Raw genomic sequence first — 13,974 nt, forward strand, 5'->3', positions numbered from 1 at the left:
CACGATGGCCAAGTACCTGCTGCTCAAGCACTACCGTGGCGCCCCGGCTCCGGTCAACGACGTGCCCATGGCCCAGTGGACGCCGGAGGAGATCTCGGCCCATGTGCGGTACATGAACGACTTCGCGGCCGGGCTGGAGAAGACCGGCGAGTTCGTCGACAGCCAGGCGCTCGCCCCCGAGGGGACATTCGTCCGGTACGACGGCGAGGGACGCCCGCCGGTCACCGACGGCCCGTTCGCCGAGACCAAGGACCTCATCGCCGGCTGGATGGTGATCGACGTCGACACCTACGAGCGCGCCGTCGAACTGGCCGGGGAGCTGTCGGCCGCCCCCGGGGCGGGCGGCAAGCCGATCCACGAGTGGCTCGAGCTGCGCCCGTTCTACGGCGTGTCGCCCACCATCACGGAGTGACCTCTCCGGTGAACGAGGTCCTGCTCCGGAACCTCACACCGAGTGTCCTCGGAATCCTCGTCCGCCGCGGAGCCGACTTCGCGGCGGCCGAGGACGCCGTGCAGGACGCGCTGGTCGAGGCGGTCCGCGTGTGGCCGGACGACCCTCCGCGGGACCCGAAGGGCTGGCTGGTCACCGTGGCCTGGCGCCGGTTCCTCGACGCGACCCGGGCGGACGCAGCCCGCCGCCGGCGCGAGGACCTCGTCGACGAGGAGCCGGCGCCCGGACCCGCGCCCGCGGCGGACGACACGCTCCAGCTCTACTTCCTGTGCGCCCACCCCTCGCTCACGCCGTCGTCCGCGGTCGCGCTCACCCTGCGCGCCGTCGGCGGGCTCACCACGCGCCAGATCGCCCAGGCCTACCTGGTGCCCGAGGCGACCATGGCGCAGCGCATCAGCCGCGCCAAGCGCACCGTCTCCGGCGTTGGGGTATCCCCTGCTCAAGCGAAGCCGAGAGCGGGGGGAAGGTTCGACCAGCCAGGCGACGTCGCCACCGTGCTGCGGGTCCTCTACCTGGTCTTCAACGAGGGCTACTCCGGCGACGTCGACCTCGCCGCCGAGGCCATCCGGCTCACCCGGCAGCTCGCGACCTCGATCGACCACCCCGAGGTGGCGGGACTGCTCGCCCTCATGCTGCTCCACCACGCGCGGCGCGCCGCCCGGACCGCGCCCGACGGCAGCCTCGTACCGCTCGCCGAGCAGGACCGCGGCCGGTGGGACACCGGGTCGATCGCCGAGGGCGTCGGGATCCTGCATCCGGCCCTCGCCCGCGACCGGCTCGGCGAGTTCCAGGCCCAGGCCGCCATCGCGGCACTCCACGCCGACGCGCCCACCGCCGAGGAGACCGACTGGGTACAGATCGTCGAGTGGTACGACGAGCTCGCGCGCCTGACCGACAGCCCGGTCGTCCGGCTCAACCGCGCGGTGGCCGTCGGTGAGGCGGACGGACCACGGGCCGGCCTGGCCGCGCTCGCGGCGCTGCACGACTCCCTGCCCCGGCACACCGCGGTGGCGGCGTATCTCCACGAGCGCGACGGCGACCTCGTGGCGGCGGCACGGCTGTACGCCGAGGCGGCGCGGAAGGCACCCAATCTCGCCGAGCGCGATCACCTGACACGCCAGGCCGCCCGGCTCAACGCCCGTCGGCCCCGCTGAAGGGCCGCGTGAGCAGGCGGGTCGCGGTCCGGGACGCCCGCGCCCCCTCGTACGGACGCCCGCCGCTTGCCGCGCACCCCTGGCCGACGTAGATCATCACGTGCTACGAAGAACCATGCCTGTACACGAGGGATATGACGCCGTGATCGTCGGCGGAGGCCACAACGGACTGGTCGCCGCCGCCTACCTGGCGCGGGCCGGGCGGTCCGTGCTCGTGCTGGAGCGCCTGGGGAACACCGGCGGCGCCGCCGTGTCCACCCGGCCGTTCGCCGGAGTCGACGCGCGGCTGTCGCGCTACTCGTACCTGGTGAGCCTGCTGCCCCGGAAGATCGTGCGCGACCTGGGGCTCGACTTCCGGGTCCGTGGCCGTACGGTCTCCTCGTACACGCCCGTCGAGCGGGACGGGCGGCACACCGGACTGCTCGTCGGCGGCGGCGAGCGGCGCACCCGCGAGGCGTTCGCCAAGCTGACGGGATCGGAGCGCGAGTACGAGGCGTGGCAGCGTTTCTACGCGATGACCGGCCGCGTCGCCCAGGGTGTGTTCCCGACGCTCACCGAACCGCTGCCCACCCGCGAGGAGTTGCGGGCGCGTGTCGACGACGAGGAGGCCTGGCGGATCCTCTTCGAGGAGCCGGTCGGCACGGCCGTCGAGGAGTACTTCGCCGACGACCTCGTACGCGGTGTCGTCCTCACCGACGCGCTGATCGGCACGTTCGCCGACGCCCACGACCCGTCGCTGCGGCAGAACCGCTGCTTCCTCTACCACGTGATCGGCGGCGGCACCGGAGCCTGGGACGTGCCCGTCGGCGGGATGGGCGCCCTCACCGACGCGATCACCGGCGCGGCACGTGCCGCGGGCGCCGTGATCGCCACCGGTCATGAGGTGCTGCGGATCGACACGGACGGCGAGTCCGCCGAGATCACCTACCGGACCGCCGACGGCGAGGGTGTGGTCGCGGCCCGTCATGTCCTGGTGAACGCCTCGCCGCAGGAGCTCGCGCACCTCACCGGAGACGAGCCGCCCACCCCCGCCGAGGGTGCCCAGCTCAAGGTGAACATGCTGCTCAAGCGGCTGCCGAGGCTCCGCGACACCTCCGTCGACCCGCGCGAGGCGTTCTCCGGGACCTTCCACATCGCCGAGGGCTACGAGCAGTTGGCGGTCGCCCACGCGCAGGCCGCGGCCGGTGAGCTGCCCTCCGCGCCGCCCTCCGAGATCTACTGCCACTCGCTCACCGACCCCAGCATCCTCGGCCGGGAACTCGTCGAGCAGGGCTATCAGACCCTCACCCTCTTCGGCCTCCACACGCCCGCCCGGCTCTTCGAGCGGGACAACGACGCCGTACGGGACGAACTGCTGAAGTCGACGCTGGCCCAGCTGGACGCGCACCTCGCCGAGCCGCTGGCCGACTGCCTGGCCACCGACGCGGACGGGCGGCCCTGCATCGAGGCGAAGACCCCGCTCGACCTGGAGCGCGACCTGCGCCTGCCCGGCGGCAACATCTTCCACCGCGACCTCGCCTTCCCCTACGCCCAGGAGGGCACCGGCCGCTGGGGCGTCGAGACCCGGCACGCGAACGTGCTGCTGTGCGGGGCGGGCGCGGTACGCGGCGGCGGCGTGAGCGGCGTACCGGGTCACAACGCGGCGAAGGCCGTACTGGAGTCCCTGGGCCGGGCAGGCTAGGCCGACGCCGCGCCGTCGGCGGGCTTTGCTCGGTGCTGGGTGAGGTTCGGTGTCCCACCACAGCGCGCAGCGAAGACGTGTCGGCCCGGCGACGGTGTCGAGTGCGGGCAGTGGCAAGGGGCGCCGTCGTCACGCCGGCCATTCCGGAGAACCAGGACGCACGACCGCGCGCCGGGCGCACGGCGACGGCCCGCGCCGGACCGGTCCCAGCGGTGACACGGGGAGCAGATCCGGGCCGCCGATCGCGCACGGGACGGACGGAGTTGCCAAGGACGATCAGGAAGGAGTCGGTCGTCGGGTCGAGGACGAGCTACGTGCCGGTGTGGCCGGCGGTGCGCGGTGTCGGAGCAGCCAACGTTCTACGGGCCGGGCTGGTCCGTCGCCACGCCGAACCGGCATAGCGAGAAGCCCCGTTCTTCAGGACGGGGAGGAGTCACACGGGCGGGCCTCCTTGGTGGCGGCGATCTGCGGCTTCCAGGAGGCGGGCGGCTCCCGTCAGGGCAAGCGTGTCAACCTTCCCGGGCGAGGCTCAAGAGATCTGACGGAGTATCAGAAAAGGCCTTCCCTCGTCCGGAGGTCTGCGGCATCCTGCGCCCATGCAGACGGAGCTGAGCAAGGAACTGGGAGTCGAGCACGCCATCTTCGGCTTCACGCCGTTTCCCGCCGTCGCCGCGGCCATCAGTCGCGCGGGCGGATTCGGTGTGCTCGGCGCGGTCCGCTACACCGCCCCCGCCGACCTCGAACGCGACCTCGACTGGATCGAGGCGAACGTCGACGGCAGGCCCTACGGCCTGGACGTCGTCATGCCCGCGAAGAAGGTCGAGGGCGTCAGCGAGGCCGACGTCGAGGCGATGATCCCCGAGGGGCACCGGCAGTACGTCAAGGACACCCTCGCCAAGTACGGTGTCCCCGAACTCGCCGAGGGCGAGGCGGCCGGCTGGCGCATCACCGGCTGGATGGAACAGGTCGCCCGCGGTCAGCTCGACGTCGCCTTCGACTATCCGATCAAGCTGCTCGCCAACGCGCTGGGCTCACCGCCCGCCGATGTCGTCGACCGAGCCCATGCCCAGGGCGTGCTCGTCGCGGCCCTCGCGGGCAGCGCCCGGCACGCGCGCAAGCACGCCGAGGCGGGCATCGACGTCGTCGTCGCCCAGGGCTACGAAGCCGGCGGCCACACCGGGGAGATCGCCTCGATGGTGCTCACGCCCGAAGTCGTCGACGCCGTCGGCCCGTTGCCCGTCCTGGCGGCGGGCGGAATCGGGAGCGGACAGCAGGTGGCCGCCGCGCTGAGCCTCGGGGCACAGGGAGTGTGGCTCGGGTCGGTCTGGCTGACCGTGACCGAGGCCGACATGCACTCGCCCGCCGTGACCCGGAAACTGCTCGCCGCCGGCTCCGGCGACACCGTCCGCTCGCGGGCCCTGACCGGCAAGCCCGCACGCCAGTTGCGCACCGAGTGGACCGACGCCTGGGACGACCCGAACGGGCCCGGCACGCTCCCCATGCCGCTCCAGGGCCTGCTGGTCGCCGACGCCGTCTCCCGCATCCAGAAGTACGAGGTGGAGCCGCTGCTCGGCACACCGGTCGGGCAGATCGTCGGCCGGATGAACAGCGAACGCTCCGTCCAGGAGGTCTTCGACGACCTGACCCGGGGCTTCGAGCGCGCCGTGGACCGCGTCAACCGCATCGCGGGCAGGGGGGAACAGGCGTGAGCACATCACCCAACGGTTTCTGGGCCCAGGCCGCCGCCGACCCCGGGCGCGCCGTCCTCGTCACCCCCACCGGCGAGGAGTGGACCGCCGGACGCCTGCACGCCGCCGCCAACGGGCTCGTCCACGGACTGCGCGCGGCCGGCCTCCGGCGCGGCGACGCCTTCGCGGTCGTGCTGCCCAACGGCGTCGAGTTCCTCGTCACCTACCTCGCCGCCTCGCAGGCCGGTCTCTATCTCGTCCCGGTCAACCATCACCTCGTCGGCCCCGAGATCGCCTGGATCGTCTCCGACTCCGGAGCCAAGGTCCTCATCGCCCACGAACGGTTCGCCGACGCCGCCCGGCACGCGGCCGACGAGGCGAAGCTTCCCGCGGCACAGCGGTACGCCGTCGGCGGGATCGAGGGCTTCAGGCCGTACGCCGAACTCCTCGAAGGGCAGCCCGAGTCGGCGCCCGCCGACCGCACCCTCGGCTGGGTCATGAACTACACCTCGGGCACCACGGGCCGCCCGCGCGGCATCCGGCGCCCGCTGCCCGGCAAGCTCCCCGAGGAGTCGTACCTCGGCGGCTTCCTCGGCATCTTCGGCATCAAACCGTTCGACGACAACGTCCACCTCGTCTGCTCGCCGCTCTACCACACCGCGGTGCTCCAGTTCGCGGGCGCGTCCCTGCACATCGGCCATCGGCTGGTGCTGATGGACAAGTGGACGCCCGAGGAGATGCTGCGTGTCATCGACGCACACAACTGCACCCACACCCATATGGTGCCGACCCAGTTCCACCGCCTGCTGGCCCTTCCCGACGAGGTGAAGGCCCGCTACGACGTCTCCTCCATGCGGCATGCCATCCATGGCGCGGCCCCGTGCCCCGACCATGTGAAACGGGCCATGATCGCGTGGTGGGGCGAGTGCGTCGAGGAGTACTACGCGGCCAGCGAGGGCGGCGGAGCCTTCGCGACCGCCGAGGACTGGCTGAAGAAGCCCGGCACCGTCGGCAAGGCGTGGCCCATCAGTGAGCTGGCCGTCTTCGACGACGACGGCAACCGGCTGCCGCCCGGTGAACTCGGCACCGTCTACATGAAGATGAGCACCGGCGGATTCTCGTACCACAAGGACGAGACCAAGACCCGGAAGAACCGCATCGGCGACTTCTTCACCGTCGGAGACCTGGGCTGTCTCGACGAGGACGGCTATCTCTTCCTCCGCGACCGCAAGATCGACATGATCATCTCGGGTGGGGTCAACATCTACCCCGCCGAGATCGAGGCCGCGTTGCTCTCCCACCCCGCCGTCGCCGACGCGGCCGCCTTCGGCATCCCGCACGACGACTGGGGCGAGGAGGTCAAGGCCGTCGTCGAGGCCGCCCCCGGCCACGAACCCGGTCCGGCGCTCGCCGCCGACATCCTCGGCCACTGCGAGCGGCAACTCGCCGGGTACAAGCGGCCCAAGAGCGTCGACTTCATCACCACCATGCCCCGCGATCCCAACGGAAAGCTGTACAAGCGACGGCTGCGCGATCCGTACTGGGAGGGCCGCACCCGGGCGATGTGACCTGGTTCGCCTTCCAGGGCTGTCGCGCCACGCCGCCTCACTTGACCTCGCTCTTCCGTGGATCGAGGATCACGTGTCATGAAGCCTGGACACGGCAGTACGGTCGACGGGGTGCTGCGCCGCAGTGCCCGGCGCACACCGGCGCGGCGCGCCGTCGACTACCGAGATCGCTCCTGGACGTACGCGGAACTCGACGAGGCCGTCTCCCGCGCGGCGACCGTCCTCCTCGACGAGGGGCTGTCCCCCGGGGACCGCGTGGGCGCCTACGGGCACAACTCGGACGCCTACCTGATCGGCTTCCTCGCCTGCGCCCGCGCCGGACTCGTCCATGTGCCGGTGAACCAGAACCTGACCGGCGACGACCTCGCCTACATCGTCGGCCAGTCGGGAAGCGTCCTGGTCCTGACCGACCCCGACCTCGCCGGCCGGCTCCCGGAGGGCGTACGGACCCTGCCGCTGCGCGACACCGACGACTCGTTCCTCGCGCGGCTGGACACGGCGATCCCGTACGACGGTGACGAGCCGCGCGGCGACACGCTCGTGCAGCTGCTCTACACGTCGGGCACCACCGCACTGCCCAAGGGCGCGATGATGACGCACCGCGCCCTGGTGCACGAGTACCTGAGCGCGATCACCGCCCTCGATCTGAGCGCCGGGGACCGGCCGGTCCATTCGCTGCCGCTCTACCACTCGGCGCAGATGCATGTGTTCCTGCTGCCCTACCTCGCGGTCGGAGCCTCGAACACGATCCTCGACTCGCCGGACGCCGGTCAGCTCTTCGACCTGATCGAGGCGGGCCGCGCGGACAGCCTGTTCGCCCCGCCCACGGTGTGGATCGGCCTGTCGAACCACACCGACTTCGCCGACCGCGACCTGAGCGGTCTGCGCAAGGCGTACTACGGGGCGTCGATCATGCCGGTCCCCGTCCTGGAACGGCTGCGCGCGCGGCTGCCGAAGCTGGCCTTCTACAACTGCTTCGGGCAGAGCGAGATCGGCCCCCTGGCCATGGTCCTCGGACCCGACGAGCACAAGGGCCGGATGGACTCGTGCGGACGCCCGGTGCTGTTCGTGGACGCGCGGGTGGTCGACGAGGACGGCAAGGACGTGCCGGACGGGACACCGGGCGAAGTCGTCTACCGCTCACCGCAGTTGTGCGAGGGCTACTGGGACAAGCCCGAGGAGAGCGCCGAGGCGTTCCGTGACGGCTGGTTCCACTCGGGCGATCTCGCCGTGCGCGACGCCCACGGGTACTTCACGGTCGTGGACCGGGTGAAGGACGTCATCAACTCCGGTGGTGTCCTGGTCGCTTCGCGGCAGGTCGAGGACGCGCTGTACACCCATGAGCAGGTCGCCGAGGTGGCCGTCGTAGGGCTTCCCGACGAGCGCTGGATCGAGGCCGTCACCGCGGTCGTCGTCCGCCGGGGCGAGGTCACCGAGGACGAACTGATCGCCCACGCACGGGAGGAGCTCGCCCACTTCAAGGCGCCCAAGCGCGTCCTGTTCGTGGACGAACTGCCCCGCAACGCCAGCGGGAAGATCCTCAAGCGCGAACTGCGGGACCGGTTCGGCGACGCGTAGCCCCCGGCGGGGACGACGTCCGCTACCCGCGAGGGTCCTGGCGCCGGCTGTCGTTCCGATGCTCCGCGGCCTCCGGCGCTTCCCCGGCCGCGGACCCCTCCTCGTGGGACAGGCGGTAGGCCACGGCGAGTCCCCAGGGGACGCTCAAGAGGAGGACGAGGGCGAGGCCGAGAACGAGTGGAGCCGGGCGCGCGGCACCGACTCCCGCACACACGACGGCCACGGCGACGCAGGTGCGGGCCAGCGGCCGGTAGAGCCCGCGGTCCTGGCGCCAGACGCGCAGGGAACTCGCGAGCACCATCGTCGCGCAGAGCACGACGGCCGCGCCCCCGCAGATCACCCAGGCCGTGGCGGTGGGGGTACGGCTGTCGTGGGCGTGCTTGACGAGGCCGACCATCGCGGCACCCATGGCGGCCACCGCGGCGGTGAGCGGCAGATGAACCAGCATCCACCGCACGGTGCTCGCGCGGGTGGGCCTCGGCCGCCGGTGTCCGGCGAAGTCGAAGTACGTCCACCAGGCACCGAAGCCGACGACGACGGCGACGAGCCCGACGGCGAGGGTGAGCGCGTCGGTCGGCTCGTGGGTCAGTCCGTCGACCACTCCGGTCACGGTCTCGCCGAGCACGATGATGATGAGCAGCCCGAACCGTTCGGTGAGCGCGCCTGTCACGCTGAGCGCGACCGCGTGGACCGGGGTGGCCGTACCGATCATGACCGCGAACCCCGCCAGGTAGGTGACGGCCAAAAGGCCCCACGTCAGCACGCGGGCGTCCGCGGGCAGGGCGGAGCTCGCGGCCAGGACGACGGCGCAGACGGCCGTCCCGGTCACGAACAGCGTGCTGGGGCGGCGGAATTCGGGGCTGTCACCGCGTGCGGCGAGCAGCCACAGCCCCGCCAATACCGCGAACAGCACCCCCGCGTCCACGGCGAACGCGAAACCGCGTGCGCCGCCCGCCTCGGGGATGAACGCTCCCAACGGCACGAGCACCAGGATCTGCAGCAGGAACACGCTCCGGCCGCGAGCGTCCTCGTGCCCGTGCAGTTCGTGGTGGAGGGTGCCGTTGAACCAGGCGATCCACACCAGCGCGAAGACCACGGCGAACTCGCCCAGACCACGCCAGGTGAGGTGCCCGGCGAAGTGGTGGGCGGCCTGGGCGACCAGCACGACCACGACCAGGTCGTAGAACAGTTCGAGCGGTCCGACCACCCGCTCGCGCGGCTGCTCTCCGTGTGCGCGCGGAGGCTGCCACAGCCGACGGCGCAGCCGGGCCCACCGCTCGTGTCGTGAGATCACGCCGGAAGCGTAGGACGTCAGCGGACGAGGGAGTCGGAGACGGCCCACAGCCGGGCCGCGTTCTCCGTGTCCAGGGCGTACGGCGCGACGCCGGCGACGGCGCCTGCGCGTCCGGTGACCGGCTCGGCCTGGGCGCAGTCCTCGAAATAGCGGCCGCTGATGCCCTCCACCGTCGGCGAGGCGGCGAGCAGCACCGAGGTCGCGGCGCCCTGCTCCACCGTCTTCTGGGGCGGCAGCGCGAGTTCGCCGGACGCGATGAACGCGGCCACCTGCTTCATGTCCACATGCCGGGCCAGCGAGGTGTCGGCGATGTTGCCCGGCATCAGCGCGTTGGCCGTGATGCCGTCGTCGGCCCATCGCCGGGCGGCACCGACGGCGAACAGGGCGTTGGCGGTCTTCGACTGACCGTAGGAGGTCCAGGGGTCGTAAGGGCGGAAGCGGTAGTCCAGGTCGTCGAAGACGACCGGTGAGAAGAGGTGACCGATGGAACTCACCGAGACGATCCGCGCTCCGTCCGCCGCCGCGAGTGCCGGATGGAGGCCGCAGGCGAGGGCGAAGTGCCCCAGGTGGTTGACGGCGAACTGCGTTTCCCGGCCGTCAGGCGTGCGGGTGAGTTCCGGCGGGGCCATCAGTCCGGCGTTGTTGACCAGGATGTGCAGCGGGCCGTTCCAGGCCGCCACGAACGCCGTGACCGTGGACCGGTCGGAGAGGTCGAGCCGGCCCACCGTCACCTGTCCCGATTCCGGCGGCAGCTCTGCCTCCAGGCGCGCCGCCACACGGGCACCGGCCTCGGTGTCCCGTACGGCCAGGGTGACGTCGGCGCCCGCCGTGGCGAGCACCCGGGCCGTCTCCACCCCGATTCCGGAACTGGCTCCGGTCACCACGGCCCAGCGGCCGTGCAGGTCGACGCCGTCGGTGACCTCGGCGGCTGTTGTGCTCGCCCCGAACAGGTGGGGTGTCTGGGGTACGGACATGAGGTGAGTCTCCTGATTCGTCCGGCTTCGGTGAGAGCGACCTGGCCGAACACGTCGTCCGGGTGGTGCCCGGCGGCGATCATGGTGCCCGGCCGCTGCGCCAGGGGCTTGAGGTGTGAGGGACGGGCGTTTCGGCTCTTCGAGGGACTTGGTGAGGCGTCGGCCGGTGTCAGCCGTTGAGCGTCCCCATGAACTCGGGTGCGTAGCGGTCCCCGGTGACCACGCCGTGCGGGGCGACCGCCTCGATCGCGGCGATGTCGTCGGCGGTCAGGGTCGCCTCGGTCGCGGCGATGTTCTCTTCGAGGTAGCGGCGGCGCTTGGTGCCGGGGATGGCGACGGCGCCCTGGTGCTGGACCCAGGCGAGCGCCAGCTGGGAGGGCGTGACGTTCTTGGCGTCGGCGATGCGGCGGACCTCGCGGACGACGGCCAGGTTGCGGTCGAAGCTCTCGCCCCGGAACCGGGGGTCGCTCCGGCGCCAGTCGTCCTCGGCGAAGTCGTCGGGGCTGGTGATCGCGCCGGACAGGAAGCCGCGCCCCAGCGGGGAGTAGGCGACCAGACCGATCCCCAGCTCCCGCAGGGTGTCGCGCACTCCGTCGTGCTCGATGCCGCGCTCGAAGAGCGAATACTCGGTCTGGACGGCGGCGAGCGGGTGCACGGCATGGGCCCGCCGGACCGTGTGCGCGGAGGCCTCGCACAGCCCGATGTGGCGGATCTTGCCTTCGGCGACCAGCTCGGCCAGGGCGCCGACGGTTTCCTCGATGGGCGTCTTGGGGTCGACGCGATGCAGGTAGTACAGGTCGACGTGGTCGGTCCCCAGGTGCCGCAGCGAGCGTTCGAGGGCCCGGCGGACGTACTCGGGCCGGCCGTTGAGATCGAGCGGCCGGCCGTCGTCGGTGATCTCGAACCCGGTCTTGGTGGCGACCACGGCGGCCTCCCGGCGCCCCGCCAGCGCTTTGCCGAGAAGCTTCTCGTTGATGAAGGGGCCGTAGCTCTCGGCGGTGTCCAGCAGGGTGACACCGAGCTCCAGGGCACGGTCGATGGTGGCCAGCGACTCGGTCTCGTCGGTGGCGCCGTAGAAGGCGCTCATGCCCATGCAGCCGAGGCCCTGGGCTCCGACGGTCAGGCCCTGGCCACCCAGTGCGCGGTGTTCCACAACAGCTCCTCCACTACGTAACTAACTGGATATATACATGACGGTAGACCCGCGGGCCGACTGTGTCAATAACTAGATAGTTACTTGCTAGGGTGACGGCCATGCCACGGGACTCCAGCGCCACCAAGGCCCGGCTGCTCGACGCCGCCTTCACCGAATTCGCCGCCTACGGCATCGCCGGGGCCCGGGTGGACCGGATCGCGGAGGCCGCGGCGGCGAACAAGCGGCTGATCTATGCCTACTTCGGCAACAAGGAGCAGTTGTTCGACGAGGTGTTGCGACGGGCGATGACAGCGGGTGCGGAATCGGTGCCCTTCGACGTCGGGGACCTGCCCGGGTACGCCGGCGCGATCTTCGACCACCTCGTCGCCCGGCCGGACCTGATGCGCCTACGCCTATGGAAACTGCTGGAGCGCCCCTCCGCCACCGGACTCGAACCGGACGCCTTCCGAAGCAAGGCCGCCGAAGTGGCCGAGGCGCAACGGCGTGGCGAGGTGGCCCGGGGGATGGAGCCCGACGATCTCCTGACCATGGTCCTCGCCGCGGCTCAGGCGTGGTTCTGGGCAGCCGAGGGCGCCGACCCCGGGGAGGCCGGCCGGTCCTGGTCGCCGCGGCGGCTGGCCCTGCACCGCTCGGCAGTCGTCGAGGCCGCCCGCCGGATGAGCGAGCCGAAGCCCGCCGGCGAGTAGCGGCCTCACGGGCTCGCGGCGCAGGGCGAGCCCGTGTCTCTCAAGACGGCAAGACAAGCGGGGCGCACGGTCGGCCGCAGGTTCCGACCGGAAGAGGGCGTGGCGTGTGACGGGGCGGCCAGGCGTCAGCCTGTTCCGGCCCACCGTCCGCCAGGCAATTCATACCTGAGGCGATGGGCCGGTCCCTGATGGGTTGGACCCGTGATGGGCTGGCCCGCGTTGGGTCGGACCCGTGTTGGACCGGTCCGCTGGGTTGGGCCAGCGGCTGGCCGGTCCGCGGTGGGTTGGACCACCGGGTGGCTGGTCCACGGGGGGTCGGGCCTGCGACGGACCGGTCCGAGATGGGTTGGGCCAGCGGTCGGCCGGAGTCGTGTTCGCCGCGTCCGCGTGGGGGGCGAGCGGCCGGTCACGGTCGCGGGCGCAGGTCCACGATCCGCTTCAGCTTGCCCACCGACCGTTCCAGGGACTCCGGTTCGACGATCTCCACCGTTACCGAGACGCCGATCCCGTCCTTGATGCCCGCGGTGATCGCCCGCGCGGCCGCCTCGCGCGTCTCGGGCGTGGCGCCGGACCGGGCCTCGGCCCGTACGGTCAGGGCGTCGAGGCGGCCCTCGCGGGTCAGCCGGAGCTGGAAGTGCGGGGCGACCCCCGGAGTCCGCAGCACGATCTCCTCGATCTGCGTCGGGAAGAGATTGACCCCCCGCAGGATCACCATGTCGTCACTGCGCCCGGTGATCTTCTCCATCCGGCGGAAGACCCGGGCCGTGCCGGGCAGCAGCCGCGTCAAGTCCCGTGTCCGGTAACGGATCACGGGCATGGCCTCCTTGGTGAGCGAGGTGAAGACCAGCTCGCCCTCCTCGCCGTCCGGCAGCACCTCACCCGTGAAGGGGTCGACGACCTCCGGGTAGAAGTGGTCCTCCCAGATGTGCAGACCGTCCTTGGTCTCCACGCACTCCTGGGCGACTCCCGGGCCGATGACCTCGGAGAGGCCGTAGATGTCCACCGCGTCGATCGCGAACCGCTCCTCGATCTCGCGGCGCATCTCCTCGGTCCACGGCTCGGCCCCGAACACACCGACCCGCAGCGAGGTGCCGCGCGGGTCCACGCCCTGCCGCTCGAACTCGTCGAGCAGGGTCAGCATGTACGACGGCGTCACCATGATGATCTCGGGCTTCAGATCCTGGATCAGCTGCACTTGACGGGCCGTCATGCCGCCGGACGCGGGGATCACCGTACAGCCGAGCCGTTCCGCGCCGTAGTGGGCGCCGAGCCCGCCCGTGAACAGGCCGTAGCCGTAGGCGATATGGACCTTGTCGCCGGGTCGGCCGCCCGCCGCGCGGATCGAACGGGCCACCATGTCGGCCCACATGGACAGGTCGTTCTCCGTGTAGCCGACGACCGTGGGCCGCCCGGTCGTCCCGCTCGACGCGTGGATGCGCCGGATCCGATCCTGCGGCACGGCGAACATCCCGTACGGGTAGTTCTCGCGCAGATCCGCCTTCACGGTGAAGGGGAACCGTGCCAGGTCGGCGAGCGAGCGGCAGTCGTCCGGGCGCAGCCCGGCCTTGTCGAAGGACTCCCGGTAGAAGGGGACGTTCTCGTACGCGTGCCGCAGCGACGCGCGCAGCCGCTCCAGTTGGAGCGCCCGCAGTTCCTCCGCGTCGAGCCGCTCGCCCGCGTCGAGCAGGCCCTTCGGGTCCGTCGAGCCCGCCATCGCGCCCACTCCCTCGCCAACCGTGCTATT

Annotated in this window: 11 protein-coding genes and 1 pseudogene; 7 read left to right on the plus strand and 5 right to left on the minus strand. The window is 71.5% G+C overall.

Going from position 1 to position 13,974, the window contains the following annotated elements:
- Nucleotides 1-4: 4 nt before the first annotated feature.
- The 3 genes from ACZ6KY_RS20475 to ACZ6KY_RS20485 all read left to right on the plus strand — a co-directional run bounded on the left by ACZ6KY_RS20475 (nt 5) and on the right by ACZ6KY_RS20485 (nt 3,286).
- Nucleotides 5-412, plus strand: coding sequence for a YciI family protein (locus ACZ6KY_RS20475; protein ID WP_469311696.1), 408 nt, complete (start codon nt 5-7; stop codon nt 410-412).
- A gap of 8 nt (nt 413-420) precedes the next feature.
- Complete coding sequence (locus ACZ6KY_RS20480; RefSeq protein ID WP_469311864.1) at nt 421-1,605, plus strand: RNA polymerase sigma factor; 1,185 nt, start codon at nt 421-423, stop codon at nt 1,603-1,605.
- Between the two features lie 115 nt (nt 1,606-1,720).
- Nucleotides 1,721-3,286: a phytoene desaturase family protein gene (locus ACZ6KY_RS20485; RefSeq protein WP_469311697.1), complete on the plus strand. Its 1,566-nt coding sequence runs from the start codon at nt 1,721-1,723 to the stop codon at nt 3,284-3,286.
- A 42-nt stretch (nt 3,287-3,328) separates the two neighbouring features.
- Here the strand turns inward: ACZ6KY_RS20485 and ACZ6KY_RS20490 are convergent.
- A pseudogene (locus ACZ6KY_RS20490) lies at nt 3,329-3,638 on the minus strand (serine hydrolase); the annotation flags it as partial.
- A gap of 244 nt (nt 3,639-3,882) precedes the next feature.
- On the opposite strand from ACZ6KY_RS20490, the gene ACZ6KY_RS20495 reads away from it, so the two are divergent.
- The 3 genes from ACZ6KY_RS20495 to ACZ6KY_RS20505 all read left to right on the plus strand — a co-directional run bounded on the left by ACZ6KY_RS20495 (nt 3,883) and on the right by ACZ6KY_RS20505 (nt 8,120).
- A complete protein-coding gene (locus ACZ6KY_RS20495) occupies nt 3,883-4,995 on the plus strand; it encodes an NAD(P)H-dependent flavin oxidoreductase (RefSeq protein ID WP_469311698.1) in 1,113 nt (370 codons plus the stop codon).
- Entirely contained in the window at nt 4,992-6,542 is a 1,551-nt protein-coding gene (locus tag ACZ6KY_RS20500; RefSeq protein ID WP_469311699.1) for an acyl-CoA synthetase, read from the plus strand. The genes ACZ6KY_RS20495 and ACZ6KY_RS20500 overlap by 4 nt, the downstream gene beginning before the upstream one ends.
- 78 nt (nt 6,543-6,620) lie before the next feature.
- On the plus strand, nt 6,621-8,120 hold the full coding sequence (locus ACZ6KY_RS20505; RefSeq protein WP_469311700.1) for an acyl-CoA synthetase: 1,500 nt from the start codon (nt 6,621-6,623) through the stop codon (nt 8,118-8,120).
- 22 nt (nt 8,121-8,142) lie between these two features.
- On the opposite strand, the gene ACZ6KY_RS20510 is transcribed toward ACZ6KY_RS20505, so the two are convergent.
- From ACZ6KY_RS20510 to ACZ6KY_RS20520, 3 genes are all read right to left on the minus strand, one after another.
- Nucleotides 8,143-9,414, minus strand: a complete 1,272-nt coding sequence (locus ACZ6KY_RS20510) for a low temperature requirement protein A (protein WP_469311701.1) — start codon at nt 9,412-9,414, stop codon at nt 8,143-8,145.
- Nucleotides 9,415-9,431: 17 nt separating this feature from the next.
- Nucleotides 9,432-10,388 (minus strand): SDR family NAD(P)-dependent oxidoreductase, encoded by a 957-nt coding sequence (locus tag ACZ6KY_RS20515; RefSeq protein ID WP_469311702.1) that lies wholly within the window; start codon nt 10,386-10,388, stop codon nt 9,432-9,434.
- 169 nt (nt 10,389-10,557) lie between these two features.
- Nucleotides 10,558-11,541: an aldo/keto reductase gene (locus ACZ6KY_RS20520; protein ID WP_469311703.1), complete on the minus strand. Its 984-nt coding sequence runs from the start codon at nt 11,539-11,541 to the stop codon at nt 10,558-10,560.
- Between the two features lie 101 nt (nt 11,542-11,642).
- Here ACZ6KY_RS20520 and ACZ6KY_RS20525 point away from each other — a divergent pair, with 101 nt between their 5' ends.
- Nucleotides 11,643-12,230, plus strand: coding sequence for a TetR/AcrR family transcriptional regulator (locus tag ACZ6KY_RS20525; protein ID WP_469311704.1), 588 nt, complete (start codon nt 11,643-11,645; stop codon nt 12,228-12,230).
- Between the two features lie 406 nt (nt 12,231-12,636).
- On the opposite strand, the gene paaK is transcribed toward ACZ6KY_RS20525, so the two are convergent.
- Complete coding sequence (paaK, locus tag ACZ6KY_RS20530; RefSeq protein WP_469311705.1) at nt 12,637-13,944, minus strand: phenylacetate--CoA ligase PaaK; 1,308 nt, start codon at nt 13,942-13,944, stop codon at nt 12,637-12,639.
- Nucleotides 13,945-13,974 lie beyond the last annotated feature (30 nt).

The organism is Streptomyces sp. NPDC042002 (genome assembly GCF_055588305.1).

Bases quoted from the DNA above. Each gene is read 5' to 3' on its own strand.
- ACZ6KY_RS20475 (WP_469311696.1), top strand. From the start codon at position 5: ATGGCCAAGTACCTGCTGCTCAAGCACTACCGTGGCGCCCCGGCTCCG.
- ACZ6KY_RS20485 (WP_469311697.1), top strand. From the start codon at position 1,721: ATGCCTGTACACGAGGGATATGACGCCGTGATCGTCGGCGGAGGCCAC.
- ACZ6KY_RS20495 (WP_469311698.1), top strand. From the start codon at position 3,883: ATGCAGACGGAGCTGAGCAAGGAACTGGGAGTCGAGCACGCCATCTTC.
- ACZ6KY_RS20505 (WP_469311700.1), top strand. From the start codon at position 6,621: ATGAAGCCTGGACACGGCAGTACGGTCGACGGGGTGCTGCGCCGCAGT.
- ACZ6KY_RS20515 (WP_469311702.1), bottom strand. From the start codon at position 10,388: ATGTCCGTACCCCAGACACCCCACCTGTTCGGGGCGAGCACAACAGCC.
- ACZ6KY_RS20525 (WP_469311704.1), top strand. From the start codon at position 11,643: ATGCCACGGGACTCCAGCGCCACCAAGGCCCGGCTGCTCGACGCCGCC.
- paaK (WP_469311705.1), bottom strand. From the start codon at position 13,944: ATGGCGGGCTCGACGGACCCGAAGGGCCTGCTCGACGCGGGCGAGCGG.